The 16915-nt window shown below is 53.2% G+C and carries 14 protein-coding genes; 4 read left to right on the top strand and 10 right to left on the bottom strand.

The features are described 5' to 3' along the window. Positions 1-7: 7 nt before the first annotated feature. Entirely contained in the window at positions 8-352 is a 345-nt protein-coding gene (locus ACH518_RS04310; RefSeq protein ID WP_140912020.1) for a DUF2069 domain-containing protein, read from the bottom strand. Between the two features lie 98 nt (positions 353-450). Here ACH518_RS04310 and ACH518_RS04305 point away from each other — a divergent pair, with 98 nt between their 5' ends. From ACH518_RS04305 to ACH518_RS04295, 3 genes are all read left to right on the top strand, one after another. Then, positions 451-1014, top strand: coding sequence for a YceI family protein (locus ACH518_RS04305; protein WP_445372001.1), 564 nt, complete (start codon positions 451-453; stop codon positions 1012-1014). Positions 1015-1415: 401 nt separating this feature from the next. Then, positions 1416-2324 (top strand): recombination-associated protein RdgC, encoded by a 909-nt coding sequence (gene rdgC, locus ACH518_RS04300; protein ID WP_445372000.1) that lies wholly within the window; start codon positions 1416-1418, stop codon positions 2322-2324. Further along, positions 2324-3286: a L,D-transpeptidase family protein gene (locus ACH518_RS04295; protein ID WP_445371999.1), complete on the top strand. Its 963-nt coding sequence runs from the start codon at positions 2324-2326 to the stop codon at positions 3284-3286. Before rdgC ends, ACH518_RS04295 begins: the two co-directional genes overlap by 1 nt. 65 nt (positions 3287-3351) lie before the next feature. On the opposite strand, the gene ACH518_RS04290 is transcribed toward ACH518_RS04295, so the two are convergent. Together ACH518_RS04290 and ACH518_RS04285 are read right to left on the bottom strand one after the other, a co-directional pair. Beyond that, positions 3352-3630 (bottom strand): Lpp/OprI family alanine-zipper lipoprotein, encoded by a 279-nt coding sequence (locus ACH518_RS04290; protein WP_082409752.1) that lies wholly within the window; start codon positions 3628-3630, stop codon positions 3352-3354. 87 nt (positions 3631-3717) lie between these two features. After that, positions 3718-4344 carry a L,D-transpeptidase family protein gene (locus tag ACH518_RS04285; protein ID WP_140912019.1) on the bottom strand — a complete coding sequence of 209 codons (627 nt, stop codon included), beginning with the start codon at positions 4342-4344 and terminating at the stop codon, positions 3718-3720. Here ACH518_RS04285 and ACH518_RS04280 point away from each other — a divergent pair, their 5' ends adjacent. Then, positions 4345-5979 carry an alpha-D-glucose phosphate-specific phosphoglucomutase gene (locus ACH518_RS04280; RefSeq protein WP_445371998.1) on the top strand — a complete coding sequence of 545 codons (1635 nt, stop codon included), beginning with the start codon at positions 4345-4347 and terminating at the stop codon, positions 5977-5979. Positions 5980-6011: 32 nt separating this feature from the next. Here the strand turns inward: ACH518_RS04280 and ACH518_RS04275 are convergent, their stop codons facing one another. The 7 genes from ACH518_RS04275 to rhuM all read right to left on the bottom strand — a co-directional run bounded on the left by ACH518_RS04275 (position 6012) and on the right by rhuM (position 16913). Beyond that, positions 6012-8171, bottom strand: coding sequence for a hypothetical protein (locus ACH518_RS04275; RefSeq protein WP_445371997.1), 2160 nt, complete (start codon positions 8169-8171; stop codon positions 6012-6014). An 18-nt stretch (positions 8172-8189) separates the two neighbouring features. Further along, complete coding sequence (locus tag ACH518_RS04270) at positions 8190-8951, bottom strand: ABC transporter permease (RefSeq protein ID WP_140911951.1); 762 nt, start codon at positions 8949-8951, stop codon at positions 8190-8192. After that, on the bottom strand, positions 8948-9928 hold the full coding sequence (locus ACH518_RS04265) for an ABC transporter ATP-binding protein (protein ID WP_445371996.1): 981 nt from the start codon (positions 9926-9928) through the stop codon (positions 8948-8950). The genes ACH518_RS04270 and ACH518_RS04265 overlap by 4 nt, the downstream gene beginning before the upstream one ends. 153 nt (positions 9929-10081) lie before the next feature. Further along, positions 10082-13327, bottom strand: coding sequence for a type I restriction endonuclease subunit R (locus ACH518_RS04260; RefSeq protein WP_445371995.1), 3246 nt, complete (start codon positions 13325-13327; stop codon positions 10082-10084). Between the two features lie 234 nt (positions 13328-13561). Further along, positions 13562-15031, bottom strand: coding sequence for an ATP-binding protein (locus ACH518_RS04255; RefSeq protein WP_445371994.1), 1470 nt, complete (start codon positions 15029-15031; stop codon positions 13562-13564). Next, a complete protein-coding gene (locus ACH518_RS04250) occupies positions 15028-16503 on the bottom strand; it encodes a restriction endonuclease subunit S (RefSeq protein ID WP_445371993.1) in 1476 nt (491 codons plus the stop codon). The genes ACH518_RS04255 and ACH518_RS04250 overlap by 4 nt, the downstream gene beginning before the upstream one ends. Continuing rightward, on the bottom strand, positions 16500-16913 hold the full coding sequence (gene rhuM / locus ACH518_RS04245) for a RhuM family protein (RefSeq protein WP_445372966.1): 414 nt from the start codon (positions 16911-16913) through the stop codon (positions 16500-16502). Before rhuM ends, ACH518_RS04250 begins: the two co-directional genes overlap by 4 nt. Positions 16914-16915: the final 2 nt, after the last annotated feature.

Below are 16915 nucleotides of genomic sequence, written 5' to 3'. Positions count from 1 at the left end.
CGTCGGCTCAGGCTTTTTCCGCTTTATAGACGTAGAGACCGGCGCCGAAACACAGCATCAAACTGAACAACACTTCCAATAGTGCGTACGGGCGTTGGCTCAGATTGACGTAAGATTCGGCGATACCATGGGCAAAATAAGGCAGGCTTATGTAACTCATCCAGGTGCAGCTTTTCAAGTTGCGATTCAGCAAGCCTTTGAAGGGTAGGAGCAACGGGCCGACGCTGGCAATCAGGATCAATGCCGTTGGCAAGCGGTTGGATGGCGCCAATAGGGTGTGCCATGCCATCAACAAAAAAAATAGACCGAAAAATCCGGCCAACGCTAGATTGTAGTAATGGATTCTTTGCATGAAAGTGGCGCGAGCCAAGCTGTGGAGTGTAAACCCGCTCATTATCACAAACTCTTTGCCATAATGCAGTTTGGTCTTATTGGGTTTGGAGGTTTGCGATGGCTCGTTTATTTGGCGCGATTGCACTGGCGTTATTCGGCGGTTCCGCGTTGGCTGTCGAAAGCTACACCATCGATAGTCGGCACACGTTTCCGAGTTTCGAGATTAACCATTTGGGTTTCTCCACTCAGCGCGGGCGTTTTAACGAAACATCCGGCAAAGTGTTGCTGGATACTGCGACCGGTAGCGGCAGCATAGATGTCTCGGTCAATACCGCCTCAATCAGTACCGGGCTGGCGGAGCTGGAAGCGCATTTGCGCGGACCGGACTTTTTAGACAGCGCAAAATATCCGCTGATGAGTTTTAAATCCAATCGGCTGATTTTCCAAGGTGACAAGTTGGTCGGGGCCGACGGCGTGTTGACGTTGCACGGTGTCAGCAAGCCGCTACGATTGGAGATTGAGCATTTTTATTGCGGTATCAATCCGTTGCGCATGAAGTACAGTTGCGGTGCCGATGCTTCGGCCCTGATCGTGCGTTCCGAGTTCGGTATCGATAAATATGTGCCTGCGGTAGCCGATCAGGTCAAGGTGTTGATTCAAGTCGAGGCGGTGAAGGATTGATTCGAAGCGTCTGTGTTGATTTGCAGCGAATTGGGGTGGTCGGCAAATTCGGGTTGGATGGCGAGCGCTTCTGTGACCGATGGGTCTTGGGTTAATCACAATGTCTGTGGATAACTCTGTGCGTTGAATGTCGAAAGCCGCGGCGGTTGCCTGCAAATACTGGCTTTTTGTTAGATTGTATAAAATTTGGACAGGGTGATTTTTTCTATAAGAATCAGCGTCTTATGTTTATTTTGTTTTATTTCAAAGAGTTATTTTGTCAAGCGGTATTTGAAGCGGATTGGCTAAGACTTTGTGTGTATAACTGCGCAGGCGAGGCGTTCCGCGGCTTTTTAAGTGACACAGGTGCAAGCGGCCGGGCAAATTTGAGATAATTGACGGTTTTGAAAAAGAGCGATTTCATGTGGTTTAAAAATTTGGCCGTCTACCGTTTCTCCGAGCCGTTCGAACTGAAAGCCGAGGAGTTGGAGCAAAAGCTGCAACAACAACCATTTCGTGCTTGCGGTAGTCACGACGAATTCAGTTTCGGTTGGACTCCGCCGTTGGGCAGAGCTGCCGATGCCTTGGTGCATGCCAACAATGGCTTTTTCATGCTTTGCGGCAAAAAAGAGGAAAAAGTTGTGCCAAGTTCGGTGATCAACGAGATGCTGCAAGAGCGCATCAGCGAAATCGAAGAGCGAGAGGCCCGTAAATTACCGGCAAAGGAACGTAGCCGGCTCAAGGATGAATTGGTCTTCGAATTGTTGCCGCGGGCGTTTTCGTTTTCCAAAAAAACCTACGCCTACATCGATAGCCAAGGCGGATGGCTGGTGGTGGATGCCGCGTCGGCTAAAAAGGCCGAGGATTTGCTCAGCCAATTACGGAAATGCCTGGGTTCTTTACCGGTCGTACCGTTAACAGCCTCCGCAAAGCCGGCCGGCGTGATGACGCAATGGCTGACTGACAATGCCTCACCCAAGGATATTCTGATCGAAGACGAGTGCGAGTTGCGCTCTCCGGAAGAGGAAGGCGCCATTATTCGCTGCAAGCGGCACGACTTGGCTTTGCCGGAGATCAAAAACCACTTGGATAGCGGCAAGCAAGTGATCAAATTAGCGATGAGTTGGGCCGAACGTCTATCGTTCGTGTTGGACGAGAATCTCGCCGTCAAACGCTTGAAGTTTCTGGATCTGATTCAGGAGCAAGCGGCCGATATCGAGGCATTTGACGAGACCGAGCAATTCGATGCCGATTTTTCCATTATGACCGCGGAACTTGCGCAGTTTTTGCCGCGTCTGCTTGAGTTGTTTAACGCCGAGGGCGCTATCTGATGAAAATTCGTTTAATCACCAGCTTGTTGTGGGCCGTGAGTGCCAGTGTGTCGGCATTAACGTTGCCGGCGCCGGATCGTCCGGGTGACAGCCTGGTCGGTAATCCGCCGCACGAGGTCAAGTACGTAGCCGCCAAGCAGGAAGACACGCTGATCGATATTGCAGTCAATTTCAGGCTTGGTCAGGATGAAATCGTGCTGGCCAATCCTTACGTCGATCGCTGGTTGCCGCGCGAAGGCACTCAGGTGCGGATTCCTAGCAGTTTTATCTTGCCCAATGCGCCGCGGGAAGGCATCGTCGTCAACTTACCGGAGATGCGGATTTATTATTTTCCGGATGCCAGTAAAGTAGTCACTTACGCGATCGGAATCGGTCGAGAAGATAATTGGAAAACCCCGCTCGGGAAAACACGGATTGTCGGGAAGACTGAAAATCCTTCCTGGACGCCGCCACCCTCCATCATCGCCGAACACTTAGCAGATGGTGATGTGCTGGATCCTTATTATCCGCCGGGCCCGAATAACCCTCTAGGACTCTTTGCGTTTAAGCTGGGCTTGCCGGGTTACCTGATACATAGCACCAACGTAGTGAACGGTATTGGCATGCGTGTCAGTCACGGTTGCATGCGCATGTATCCAGCCGACATCGAGCAGTTCTTCCCAATGGTCAAAGTCGGTACTCAGGTCAATATCGTCAACCAATCGATCAAGGTGGGTTGGTATCACGACACACTCTATCTTGAAGCCTATCCGGATCTGGAAGAAACGCCCGCTACTTTCGAGCAGCGCCTGCATGTGGCATTGGATCTAATCGAGCAGGCTAACGGCGGCAAAATGCCGGTCATCAAGGGTTCGATTTTGAAAGCAGCTATCGAAAAATCGACCGGAATACCGACCGCGATCTACGAGCGTCCGGTTCAAACTCCGCCAGTTGTGCAAAGCCAAGCGGCGCCAGCAAACTAACGGCAATAAAAAAGCCCGTGGCCTTGCGGCTCACGGGCTTTTTAAATCGACAACAGCGTTAAAGCTTATTTGTGTTGTGATTTTTTGAACATGCGGTCCAATTTGCTGTTGGTGTCTTGAGCATATTGAGCAGCGCGGTTAGCAGCAGCTTCAGCAGCAGCGGCTTTAGCAGCAGCTTCAGCAGCAGCAGCTTTTGCAGAAGCAGCGTCAGCAGAAGCGGTAGCTACTTTGCCTTCCAAAGTGCCAACGCGTGCATCCAAAGCTTCCAGGTCAGAAGTGCTTGCGCAACCGGTAGCCAAAGCTGCAACGGCAACAACTGCTGATAATTTAATAGCTCTCATCATGGTTTATTTCCCCTTGATTGTGGTTTCAAAAAATAAAGAATGAAAAACGGTGGCAATTGTCCAACATTTTTTTGGATTTTACCAACATTATTTCACGGTTACGAGTGTCCCTTTTTCTACCCATTGGCTCAATTGATCGATTTGATCGTTGGTCAATGCGATACATCCGTGTGTCCAATTCATGGATCGGTGGATGGACAGACTACCGCTGCCCAAGCCATGAATGCCGATTTGCCCGCCCAGGCCGGTGTTTTGCGGCGGTACTTGCCCGTAGGAATGAGCTCTGGCGATAGCCTCATAGGTATCGAGGTCGATCTTGCCTTGCTTTAGGGCGTGGTCGGCATGTTCGACGTTGGGGTACGTCAGGCCGAAAAATTTACGAAACGCGCTTTTTTCGTTGATCCAGCCGATACGGTAATTGCCGAGCGGCGTCACGTCGTCGCCGCGGTGGCTCTTTTCACCGGCGCCATTGCGGCCGATGGCGATGTTTTCGAGTACGGCAACGGTTTTCTCACCCTTGCGTATTTCCATATTTTGCTTCTGAGTATCGACTAGCAGCCAAACTTCATCCGTTGCGAAAGCGTTAACGGACGCGGAACTTCCCAGTACAATCAAAGCGCCTAGTAACTTTTTCTTTAACATGGCAATCTGTAAATAATCAAAATTTTGGTGTACTTTAACCCTTTCGAAACGTGGTATTACAAAGGGTAGCATATGACAACAACAATCACCAAAACCACTCCCTACGACGATCAAAAGCCCGGCACATCGGGCTTGCGTAAGAAGGTCAAAGTCTTCCAGCAGCCCAAATATTTGGAAAATTTCGTCCAATCCATCTTCGACAGCCTGGAAGGCTACCAAGGCCAAACTTTGGTGATTGGCGGCGACGGCCGTTACTACAACCGTAAAGCCATTCAAATCATCATCAAGATGGCGGCCGCCAACGGTTTCGGTGAACTCATTATAGGCCAAGGCGGCTTGTTGTCCACCCCCGCCGCATCGAATATTATCAGGAAATACAATGCCTTCGGCGGTATTGTTCTATCAGCTAGTCACAATCCCGGCGGCCCCGAAGAAGATTTTGGCATTAAATATAATGTCGGCAACGGCGGACCGGCACCGGAGAAGTTCACCGACAAGCTTTACGAGAATACCAAAACCATCACCGGCTACAAAAAAGCCCGTTTCGGCGATATCGATTTGGACACGGTCGGCGAGGTCGAAAAAGGCGGCGTCAAAATCCGCGTTATCGATCCGGTGGCCGATTATGCGGAATTGATGGCGCAGATTTTCGATTTCGAGCTATTGAAACAAAGCATCCAGAACGGCTTCATCACGCTGAAATTCGACGCGATGCACGCGATCACCGGCCCCTACGCCAAGCACATTCTGGAAGAGGTACTCGGCGCCGCGCCCGGTTCGGTCTTCAACGCGGTGCCGCAGGAGGATTTCGGCGGCGGCCATCCCGACCCGAATCTGGTGCACGCCCATGAATTGGCCGAAATCATGTTCGGCACCAACCCACCGACTTTCGGCGCCGCGTCCGACGGCGACGGCGACCGCAACATGATCATGGGCGCCAATATCTTCGTCACGCCCAGCGACAGTCTGGCGATCATGGCCGCCAACGCCAAATTGGTCCCGGCTTACGCCAAAGGCATCAGCGGTGTGGCGCGTTCGATGCCGACCAGCCAGGCCGTGGACCGGGTCGCCGACAAACTCAGTCTGCCTTGCTACGAAACCCCGACCGGCTGGAAGTTCTTCGGCAACCTGCTCGACGCAGACAAAATCACGCTATGCGGAGAAGAGAGTTTCGGCTCCGGTTCCAACCATGTGCGCGAGAAAGACGGTTTGTGGGCGGTATTGTTCTGGCTGAATCTGATCGCCCGCAAACGCGAATCGGTGGAAGACATCGTCCGCGAACATTGGCAAACCTACGGCCGCGACATCTATTGCCGCCACGATTACGAAGCCGTCGATACCGAAATCGCCAATGCCATCGTCGACCATTTGCGCGGCCAGCTCGATAGCCTGCCCGGCAAGACTTGGGGCGATTACGAGGTGAAATACGCCGACGAATTTAGCTACACCGACCCGGTCGACGGCAGCGTCAGCAGCCGGCAAGGCATTAGAATCGGCTTCGTCAACGGTTCCCGTATCGTGTTTCGCCTGTCCGGCACCGGTACCGTCGGCGCGACTTTGCGGATCTACCTGGAGCGCTATGAGCGCGATGTCCGCAAGCACGATCAGGATGCCCAGGCAGCATTGGCCGAATTGATCGACATTGCCGAACAACTGTGCGAAGTGAAAAAACGTACCGGTAGAGCCGAACCGGACGTGATTACCTGATTGGCCGCTGTTTCCCGCTGGGTGTCAATCGCCTAGCGGGGAGCTTTACTAGCGTAAGCGTCCCGTAAAATCTGTTCCGCACTGCGGCCGGCTTCAGCCAGTTCGCGGGCGGTTTCGATGGACAATCCCTCGCCATGGCCGGCGCCTATGCCTTGAAATAGCCAGCTCTGGTTGTCTGCGGCTTGAATCGAATCCGGGCAGGACGGCAGCTTTAGCGTATTGCGAAATATTTCACAGGACACGGCTTCGTCGTTGTCGGCATAGACCAGGCGCACGTATAAAGCGCCGTCCTTACGCCGCTCCCGCCGAATCTCCAAAATGTGCGCTTCGGCGAACAGCCGCTGCAACGCTGCGATTGGGATTTGGCGTTGCCAGTGTTGTGCGCCGCCGTTGGCAAACGGCAACCACTCGCGGTTAGCGGCCAATTCATCCAATAAACCGAGTAATTTCGGGTCGGTGGTGTGTCCGCGCCGGCTTGGTCCGCCGACATCCACATCCTCGCCAAGAAACACCATGCAGTGCGTGGTGTCGCAGAGCGAGCGGGATTCCGGATGGCGGTGTCCGCCCCGGCTGCCGTTCCAAACGATCACCGCTCGCAACGCCTCGCGCGCCTCTCCTGTTAATTGCTGGGCTTCGGCCGCCAGCACCGCGTCGGCGTAACTGTCGGCATCGGTTTCCAATACCTTGGCGCCGCGCGCCGCGCGCTGGTGCAATATGCCGCTTACCTGCCGTTCCGAGCGGCTGCCGCGGGCGGTCGAGGTGACGGAAAAAGATCCGCACAAACTCAAGCGCGCCGGGCCGGATTCCAGTTCCGGGCAATCGCTGTGCGCCTGCCAACTGGCCGGATCGGTTGCCGCTAGCAGATGCACCCGCACGGCGGCGTAGCGCGGCGGAAACCGCCGTTGCCAATCGCGCAGTAACCCGGCTGCTTTCGCGGCAATCGCGGCGCCACTGCTGCCGGATTGGCGAAAAATCGCCAGATACACCGGATGCTCGGCCGGCCAGGCTAGCATTAAATGGCCGATCAAGGGTTGGCCGTCGCTGCTGGATACCGTACCGGTCTTGGCCAAGGTTTTCAGCTCACGGAAGGTGTGTTTGTCGGCGGCATTGATGCCGGCCAAAGTCGAATTCGGATTGGCGCCGTTCCGCACCAGGCCTGTGAAGTAATCGGGCTGCGACAGCAGGGCGGCCCGCAGCGTCAACACCAGTTCCGGCAATGACGCTTCGAGCGCGAAACCGCCGTCGCCACCGCGTTCGCCGAGGTATGCCCGCCAATCCCGTTCGGTTACGGGTGCTTGTTGCGTCAGGCTTTGCTGTTTGATCGGGGATAACAGTAGCCGGTAATGTTCCGGCCGGAACGCGGCGCGGCGTAACAACAATTGGCCGGTATCGCTGGCCGCCAGTTCGTCGGCCAGGACTTGCGGATTGGCTTGGTTCAACGCCGCCGCATAGGGGATTTTCAACAACGAACCGGGCGGCATTGGCGTGGCAATGTCGCCGCCGGTTTCTAAAATCCGGCCGGAAACCAGACTAGCCAAGACGTAACCGGAGCCGGCTGCAGTAAAAGGCGCGCCCAATAGGCGGCTCAATGCTTCCGGAACCTGGCAGATTTCGGCAGGCCACGGGTAATCCAGCGCCAGCCGCCCCAATACGTCCCGGTCGCGTTGGTTCAGCGGCGAATTTTGCCGAATGTGGCTGATCAGGTCTTCCAATTCGGTGGTGTTCGGCTGCGGCTCTTGCTCGCGGCCGGCCAGTTCGCCGCTAAAACGCATCGCAGCCATTTCTTCGGCCCACTCCGGCAGGCGGCCGTTACAGCTGCGATAACTGGCTTCGTGAAACAGCTCGTGGCGCAGGTACGCCCGTGCGGGGAAATCGGGCTGGGTTCGGTCGCGTAAATAGATGCTGCCGGGCCGCCAGGCCCCGGCATGGCGGCCGCTGAACTCGGTGTCGGTCAATGCCGGGAACACTCTTAACGGCGCCTCTGCGCTGGGGATACGGTAGCCGAGTGCCGCCAGCTCCTGGATTGCTTGATAAGCATCGCTTTGCAGCGCCGGCTGCTGCGCCAGCGCGCCGAAAAATAAAATCGCCGCGCCGGCGTCGAAACAACAGCGGCTGCGAAAAGTTCGGTCGAGAACTCGGCGTATCGACGCGATGACCGAAACCAGCGCAGCCAAACCGGAAACCCTGCTCATCTTCGCGGCCGATCGGCGTCAGTTTCTGATCTTATAACCGGTTCTGAACGCCCACCAGACGAAGGCCAGACAGGCTAGCAAGAAGCCGAAGGTCATCCCCAGGCTCATGGCCACGTCCACATCGGCAATGCCGTAAAAGCTCCAACGGAAACCGCTGATCAGGTAGACCACCGGATTGAACAAAGTGACTTTCTGCCACAGCGGCGGCAGCATGTTGATCGAATAAAACGCGCCGCCGAGAAAGGTCAGCGGCGTCACCACCAGCATCGGCACCACTTGCAGTTTCTGAAAGCTGTCCGCCCACAGGCCGATGATGAAGCCGAACAGACTGAAGCTGACGGCAGTCAGTAATAAAAACGCCACCATCCAGCCGGGGTGGGCGATTTGGTAGGGCACGAAGACTCGGGCGGTCCCCAGAATCAGCAGACCCAGCATCACCGATTTGGTGGCGGCCGCGCCGACGTAGCCGAGCAGTACTTCGATCCACGACACCGGCGCCGACAGCAATTCGTAGATCGTGCCGGACCATTTCGGCATGTAGATGCCGAACGAGGCGTTGGAGATGCTCTCGTTCAGCAGATTCAACATGACCAGGCCGGGAATGATGAAGGCGCCGTAACCGACATTGTCGATCTCGCCCATCCGCGAGCCGATGGCGCGGCCGAAGACGATGAAGTACAACGAAGTGGTAAGCACCGGCGCGGCGATGCTTTCCGCCAGCGTTCGAAAGGTACGGGCCATTTCGAAATGGTAGATGGCGCGGATGCCGTAAAAATTCATGGCTTAGCTCCCTTGGCTTGCTGTACCAGGCTGACGAAGATGTCTTCCAGCGAACTTTCGCTGGAGCGCAAGTCTTTGAAATCGATGCCTTGTTGGTTCAAGGCTCGCAACAATTCGGCGATACCGGTTTCCTCGGTCTGGCTGTCGAAGGTGTAAACCAAGGTTTGGCCGTCGGCGGACAAGTTCAGCGGCCAGGCATTCAGCTCTGCCGGCAATGCGGTCAACGGTTGCCGCAAGGTCAAGGCCAGTTCCTTCTTGCCCAGTTTGCGCATCAGCGCGGTTTTGTCTTCGACTACGACCAGTTCGCCTTTGTTGATCACGCCGATCCGGTCGGCCATGTCCTCGGCTTCTTCGATGTAATGCGTGGTCAGAATGATGGTGGTGCCCTGCTCGCGCAGTTCGCGCACCAGCCGCCACATGTCGTGGCGCAATTCGACGTCGACGCCGGCGCTGGGTTCGTCGAGAAACAGGATTTCCGGTTCGTGAGACAAGGCTTTGGCAATCAGCAGCCGGCGTTTCATGCCGCCGGACAGCGCCATGATTTTGGCGTCGCGTTTATCCCACAGCGACAAAGCCCGCAGAATCCGCTCCAGGTAATCCGGATTCGGCGCTTTGCCGAACAAGCCGCGGCTGAAACGGACGGTAGCCCAGACCGATTCGAACGCGTCGGTATGCAATTCCTGCGGCACCAGACCGATCGCCGCCCGTGCGGCGCGGTAATCTTTGCGGATGTCATGGCCGGCGGCGATCACGGTTCCCGAGGAAGGATTGACGATGCCGCAGATAATGCCGATCAGCGTGGTCTTGCCGGCACCGTTCGGCCCGAGCAATGCGAAAATCTCGCCGCGCCGGATCTCCAGATCGATATTGCGCAAGGCCTGAAAACCGCCGGCGTAAGTTTTGTGTACGCCGCGCACCGAGATAATCGTTGTGCTTTGGCTTCCCGGCGTGCGGGCAGAGGTGGCGTCTGTGGTCACGATTGTGTTCCTGAATGTTGCCTGTTTGGGGGAAGTAGGATTCGCCATTCTCGTCTATTCAACCGGCCCTGAAATGCCGCAATAAAGGGTACTAACGCGGCGAAGGGCCCTTGCTGTCATACGCGGGTAGGCGTTAAATCTGGCAAAGCCCGTTTATCCTCCAGTGTGAGGAATACTCTGGAAAATCACCTTAGACAAAACCGCAAACGCCGCATCTTCGAAGGCTTTGTCATCCATGTATCGCGTCACAATCTTGTCGTTCTCATTCATCCGTTGAATCATCAGATCTTCCAACACTTGGCGTAAACCTAGCTGAAATTTATCAAACGGATTCGCTTGCCGTAACCGAATCACCTCTGGCGAATTGGTCGCTTTTTCTCTGATTTGTTCGAAGAACAAGCGGTCTTCTTCGGTAAAGTTGGTGCCAAAGCGGTTGTTTAATATCTCGATGATTTCCGATAATGGGGCTTTTTCGTCCTTGGCTTTGCCGGTGCCGACATCGGTCGGACTTTTAACCGTGTACTCGCCTTGCTCATCCGCCAGATCAATCGCACCGGAAAACACCCGTTGCAGCCGGTAATACTGCAAATCGACTTCGTCGCCCAGCTTGACGTTGGTGTTATCCCGATCCAGCGGCAAATGCGGTAATAACAAGCGACCAAAGCTATACAGCATTTCCAGATCAGGATCGGCATAGGGCATGATCTGGCTCAAAAAAGCATACACATTGACATAGCCACTTAACTTGTCCCGAAATACAGAGCGCTGCTCTTCATCGCTTATCGCCTTGAAGCGGTCCACTGCCGGTTGTAAATGGCGTTGCAAATGGGCGTGATCAGCCGGGTTTTGCTTATTGGGTGATCGGTAGAAGATACGGGCAAACGCTTCCACTTCGTTCCAGTAATAAACCTGCATACTGTCCAAGTCATGCTTGACCTGTTCCAGCAAAGCCGGGTCGGACGTTTCCTGCAAACTGGTGGCGTCGTAATAAGGTTTGAATGCGCGGTAAATATCATCAGCTTCATTCACAAAATCCAGCACAAACGGCGCTTCCTTACCCGGCAGCATGCGATTCAGGCGCGACAGGGTTTGCACCGCCTGCACACCATCCAAACGCTTATCGACATACATCGCCATCAACTTGGGCTGATCGAAACCGGTTTGGTACTTGTTAGCCACCAGCAGTACTTGATAATCGGGCGAATTAAAACGCTCCGGCAATTGCTTTTCGTTGATCGCTTTACCGGTCACACTGTCGACGTTCATGCCCGGTTCGGTATATTCCTGCCCGGTTTCGGGATCGAGCACCGTACCGCTAAACGCTACCAAGGGCTGTACATCGTGGTAACCATGCTGCTCGATATAAGCCTGAAACGCCTGCATGTATTTGACGGCGTGCAGGCGTGAACCGGTCACCACCATCGCCTTGGCTTGGCCGCCCAAATGATGTTTAACGTGGTTGCGAAAATGTTCGACGATGATTTCGATTTTTTGCGAAATATTGGTCGGATGCAGCACCAGGAATTTAGCCAAGGCCCGCGCTGCCTTTTTCTTCGGCAGGTTCGGGTCGTCCTCCATGGCTTTGACCAATTTGAAATAGGTTTTGTAGGTCGTGTAATTCTGCAACACGTCAAGAATAAAACCTTCCTCAATGGCTTGGCGCATGCTGTACAGATGAAACGGTTCCGGTTTGCCGGTATGGCCGATACGACCGAACAGCTCCAAGGTCTTGCCCTTCGGAGTGGCGGTAAAGGCAAAAAAGCTGATGTTGGGCTGACGGCCGCGCGAAGCCATGACCTGATTCAATCGGTCTTCCCAATCCGGTTCTTCTGTTTCACCTGATTCCCGTTTACCCGAGCCATACAAGACGGTTCCTTCTCCCTCCGGGAGAAGGTTAGGATGAGGGGATATAAAACTAGACGTTGGTTGGTTGTCTCCCCTCACCCCAGCCCTCTCCCGGAGGGAGAGGGAGCTTTCTGCATCGATTTCAGAACGATCAACAGGAGACGATCTGCCCAAAATTGATTTGAGTTCTCTGGCGGTTTCACCGGTTTGCGACGAGTGCGCTTCATCGACAATCACCGCATAACGCCGCTTGCCGATTTCCTGCTCCCAGGCTTTGGCTTGCGTTTTTGCCATTTCGTCCGCTGCGTCGATGTTATCAGCGCCAGCAGCATGCAATAAACCGCGCAACACAAACGGAAACTTCTGCAAGGTAGTAATCACAATCTTGGTGCCATCAATCAGTGCCGCCGCTAATTGCTTGGAATCCTGATCAATCGCCTTCACCACGCCTTGCGCGTGTTCGATTTGATAAATGGCATCTTGTAATTGCCTGTCCAACACTTGCCGGTCGGTAATCACAATCACACAATCAAACACCTTGTGATCGTTGCCATCATGCAAGCTGGCCAAACGATGCGACAACCAGGAAATCGAATTGGTCTTACCGCTGCCGGCTGAATGCTGGATCAGATAATTCCGGCCGGGGCCTTCCAATTGTGCAGCAGCGACCAGTCGCCGGGTGGCATCGAGCTGGTGATAGCGCGGAAAAATCACCGCTTCTTTTTGCAGCAAGCGACTACCACCCTTGCCATCGTCGACTTTCTCTTCCTTGCGCTCAATGAAAATAAAATTACCGAGAATGTCCAGAAACTGCTCGCGTTCCAGCACGTCTTCCCAGAAATAACCGCTGCGGTAACCGGACGCATGCTGTGGGTTGCCCGCCCCGCAGACCACTTCGCCGGGATGACTGCCACGATTGAACGGCAGAAAAAAGGTCTTTTTGCCCGCCAGTCGGGTAGTCATGTGGACTTCGTCCGGGTCGGCGGCAAAATGCACCAGCGCCCGCTGTTTAAACTCAAACAACGGCGCGCGCGGATTGCGGTCATTACGATACTGGTTCTCCGCATGCCGCCAGTTTTGCCCAGTCCAAGGGTTTTTCAGCTCGCAGCTTGCCACCGGCAAACCATTAACCGCAAACAGCATGTCCAGCGTACTATGGTCGCCCGGATGGCAAGGCACTTGCCGAGTCACTGTCAGCCGGTTTTGCTGATAATGCGCCAGCACCTCGGCATTCAAGCCGTGTGCCGGTTTGAAATAGGCCAGCCGAAAAGTCTTGCCGTAAAACTTAAAGCCGTGGCGCAATACATGCAGCGAGCCTTTAATCGCCAGTTCCTTAACCAGCTCTTTGATTAACAGGGCTGGCAGATTAGCGCCATGTTGCTCGCTCATGCTGTCCCAAAGCGGCTTTTGGGTGGCGGCGATAAAATCGATAATTTGCGCCGGGAATAAAGCCAGCGCCTTATCCCAGTCCTTTACCGAACCCGCTTGCCAGCCTTTCGCTAGTAACATTTGCTCGACGTAGCTTTCGAAGGCTTTTTCGGTGGTTTGCGCCATTCAGGTGTCCTTGTTGTTTCTTAACTTAATTCCAGGCTTAGTTAAGGAAAAGTCGTTTTACTTAACTAATTGCCAATTTTTCCTGGTTGGTTACGGTGGCTTAATATCCGCTACGAAACGTGCCAGTCAAATAGCCGTCAAAAAGAACTCTATAAACTGTACTTATAAATCAGTTGGTTAGCATTGGTTGTTTACTAAAATGTCTGTTTTAGTCAAATAACCATCAAATAAGAGCTAAGCCCAAAACGGCAGGTACTTGGCATGCCGCTTTCCTTGTTCTGGATCGAAAGGTTTAATCAATTCAGACAGCAGCGTTTCCTTGATGACTCGGGAAACCATCGCGCTGTTCTCAGGCTCAATGCCAAAACGCTCGCGAAGGCTGGCATTAGTCATTGGATCGCGTTGCACATAACGCAGGCAAGCATGTAAATAACAGGCGCGGATACGATCCTGACTATCCATGTGTTTGTATGCTTTGTGGGCAAATAGTACAACTCGCGTTGATTCTTCAGCCGTTTCGAAACTGGGAGCTGGCAATTGGTAAAGTTCGGTTTCGAACACCACTTTATCAACCCCGCTGCCGCGTTCCTCGCAAATACCGAACAATCGCATCAACGACGCCAAAGCCTCGTTCCGGGAGCGCGGAGGGCTATCCAAAAAACGTTCGGTTCTGACCAGCGGCAAACCGGGATTAGTAATTTCCATCCGATCGGAAAAAATTTCCACCATCGGCCCGGCTCCGGTAATCGAAAAATCCTGGTGGATTAAAGCATTGGCTACCAGTTCGCGTACCGCCAAACTTGGGTACATTGGCACGTCCCGTCGCAGCGCCTTGCCGATGACTTCATTATTCGGCAATAGCGCATTGACGTAATCGATCAAACCTTCGAATCCAGACGCATAGCCTTTGCGGCCTTCCTGCTCGCGTTGCTTGGGGCTATGCCGACCTTTGCCTTGGTAAGCAATCACCCGCATCGCCTTGCGCGACAAACCGCGAAATCGGTGTAAATCCTTGGCAAACAAGATTGCGCCCAAATTGGTAATGTCCCAGCCGCCTGCGACATTCCGCGCCAACAAAGCCGCATCTTCGAGACGAGACAGTATGCCGGCTTGATCGGTAGGCAACGGTTGGTTTAACAAATCGAAGTAAGCAGGATAATCCAATAATGCCAACGCATCGGCCGCAGCCAAGTTTTCGGCGGCCTTCAACGCTTCGAAAGGCGTTTGGTCGAACACCCGCCATAACGAGCGTTCCAATTCGGGATAATCTTTCAACGGCTTTTTATTAGAACCCACCCGGATCAGTTCCTTGCCGGAAAACTGCGTCGGCTTACCGTTGGCGCGCGGAATTTCCAAAATCACCACTGATTTGCCGTCAATCAACACCGGCATGAAGCGGAAGTGAAGACGTGGACTTAACAAGCGTAGCAACCAGCTTTCCAGTTCTTCTCCACCTTTGCGCGCCTTGCTCGGGGCAAAATCGGTGCCGACAATCGCGTGGTCTTTATCGGCAATGCCCCAAAGCAAATAGGCATTGGCTTTGCCTTCCAATGCTGCTGCATTCGACAGTGCGGACAAGTATTCGCCAATTTCATCCGGGTCGCTATTATTGACCTTGAATTCCAGCCAAGTCGTTTCATCCGGCAATTTACGCAATTCCTCGACCAGGCCGCGCAAATAGTGTTGATCCCGATCCAAAGTCATGCCGTTTCCTGTTTCGCTGAATAGGCTCGCACATCGATTTTGCCGGTCACGGCGGCGGTGATCAATGCGCTACGGTATTCCTGCAAGCGGGCGATTGCGGTTTCGACTTTTGCCACCAGCCGGTCGATTTTGGCGGTTTCACGGTCTAGGTAGGCGGCAATGGCGGTTTGTTCTTGAAAAGGAGGTTTTGGGAAACGGTATTTCCTTAATTGTTCCCCGGTCAAGTGCGCAATGGTTGATATTCCACCGGAATTAAATACACCGGTTTTATTTGCCCAGTACATCAGGTAGTACATATATCTGGGGTGCTCCATCAACGAATTAATTACCCGCATGCGATGCAATGCTTTTTGAAAACCAATTTTCGATTCTAGTTTGCCAACTATAGCCGACCTTCCAACTTCGCCACCTTCGCAAACAAGAAGATCCCCTTCTTTGAGGGTATAACGGGAATATTCCGGTTCAGTAATGTCCATTTCAGGTAAATCAATGAAATTGATTGAATCCCATTGAACATCAATATTCCTCAAATAAGGTAAGAGGTGCTTTCCCGTAATCTTGCTTTCATTCAACATCTTACCTAGCTCTATTGAATAACGAGAATATAAGGGAGGTGTTGCCCAATTTGCTGGGATTTCCCCCAACCACTCAACCCCGGAATCTTTGAATGATTGGGATGACGCGGGTTCGCTGGTAGGGGCGAATTCATTCGCCTCGGCCTGCGGGCGATTGAAATCGCCCCTACCGTAATATTGGCCGGGCGCTTCGTGGACTGCGGCATTGCCGGTGGTCAGACCGAATTCCCGCGCCACATCGGCGGGCAGGCCGCGGGTGACGGTGCGGGAAATCAGCGCGCTGCGTTTTTCCTTGAGCAATGCCACCAGCTTGCGCTTTTTCGCCACCAACGTATCGATCCGCCCGGTTTCACTATCCAGAAAATTGGCGATGGATGTTTGTTCTGGAAGGCTAGGTAAAGCAGCCATCAGATTTTGAAGAGTACTAGTGGTTAACTGGTTAATTGTGCTAGTTTTAAATAAGCCTGATTGCGCTTTGAATACTTCGGAATTAAAAAAGTAATATAGAAATAAACCAATATTTGATCGCACAATGGACATAAATGCACCAAACGTATAGCCGACATTGGTGCTATCTATATAAGCGCATTTTCCGACAAGATGTTCACTGCCATTTCGAGAGCAAATCAAAATGTCGCCAGTTCTAACGAAATCATCGCTATTGATTTTGTTAGAAACAAAAACGTTATCGTGAAAACTTAATTTTCCATTTTGAACATTTGAAGCCCTGAGAACTAAGACACCGTCACTTTCATCAGCAATATCATCCGGTGAATAAGTAATGCCAATCTTAACCTTGGCCAAATACTTTACTTTTTTGACTTCCCAATGTGCCGGCACCTCGCCCAACCACGCCACGCCGCTGTCCTTGTATTGCGGATAAGCCGGATATTTCATCGGCTTGCCTCCCGCAAGCCAACGTAGGATGGGCTGAATGCCAATGAAGCCCATCGTAAACGCCGGTTGATGGGCTTAACAGCCCATCCTACATGCAGCGTACCTCTTGGCGAGCGAACCCGGTAACCAATGGCCAGTATCATCGGCAGGCTGAATAGTTTGGTTTTGTAGTTCTTGCCGTCGGCTTCAGTTGTCAAGGATTCCTTGACAACTGAAGCTTCGACCAACTCGCCGTCTTTAAGAATGTTCTTGATATGCAAGCTGATGTTCTGTTTGGTGGCGGCAAACAGCTCGGCAATTTCCAACTGCGTGAGCCAAACCGAGCCGTCTATGGCCTTGAGGTTGATTTTGGCTTGCCCATCGTCGGTTTGGTAAAGAATAACTTCACCCTGTCCTTGGATTGGTTGCATGT

Source organism: Methylomonas sp. HW2-6, assembly GCF_052474525.1.
This window is presented reverse-complemented; position numbering and strand designations above follow the sequence as displayed.

Bases quoted from the DNA above. Each gene is read 5' to 3' on its own strand.
- ACH518_RS04310 (WP_140912020.1), bottom strand. From the start codon at position 352: ATGCAAAGAATCCATTACTACAATCTAGCGTTGGCCGGATTTTTCGGT.
- ACH518_RS04305 (WP_445372001.1), top strand. From the start codon at position 451: ATGGCTCGTTTATTTGGCGCGATTGCACTGGCGTTATTCGGCGGTTCC.
- rdgC (WP_445372000.1), top strand. From the start codon at position 1,416: ATGTGGTTTAAAAATTTGGCCGTCTACCGTTTCTCCGAGCCGTTCGAA.
- ACH518_RS04295 (WP_445371999.1), top strand. From the start codon at position 2,324: ATGAAAATTCGTTTAATCACCAGCTTGTTGTGGGCCGTGAGTGCCAGT.
- ACH518_RS04290 (WP_082409752.1), bottom strand. From the start codon at position 3,630: ATGATGAGAGCTATTAAATTATCAGCAGTTGTTGCCGTTGCAGCTTTG.
- ACH518_RS04285 (WP_140912019.1), bottom strand. From the start codon at position 4,344: ATGCTACCCTTTGTAATACCACGTTTCGAAAGGGTTAAAGTACACCAA.
- ACH518_RS04280 (WP_445371998.1), top strand. From the start codon at position 4,345: ATGACAACAACAATCACCAAAACCACTCCCTACGACGATCAAAAGCCC.
- ACH518_RS04275 (WP_445371997.1), bottom strand. From the start codon at position 8,171: ATGAGCAGGGTTTCCGGTTTGGCTGCGCTGGTTTCGGTCATCGCGTCG.
- ACH518_RS04270 (WP_140911951.1), bottom strand. From the start codon at position 8,951: ATGAATTTTTACGGCATCCGCGCCATCTACCATTTCGAAATGGCCCGT.
- ACH518_RS04260 (WP_445371995.1), bottom strand. From the start codon at position 13,327: ATGGCGCAAACCACCGAAAAAGCCTTCGAAAGCTACGTCGAGCAAATG.
- ACH518_RS04255 (WP_445371994.1), bottom strand. From the start codon at position 15,031: ATGACTTTGGATCGGGATCAACACTATTTGCGCGGCCTGGTCGAGGAA.
- ACH518_RS04250 (WP_445371993.1), bottom strand. From the start codon at position 16,503: ATGAAATATCCGGCTTATCCGCAATACAAGGACAGCGGCGTGGCGTGG.
- rhuM (WP_445372966.1), bottom strand. From the start codon at position 16,913: ATGCAACCAATCCAAGGACAGGGTGAAGTTATTCTTTACCAAACCGAC.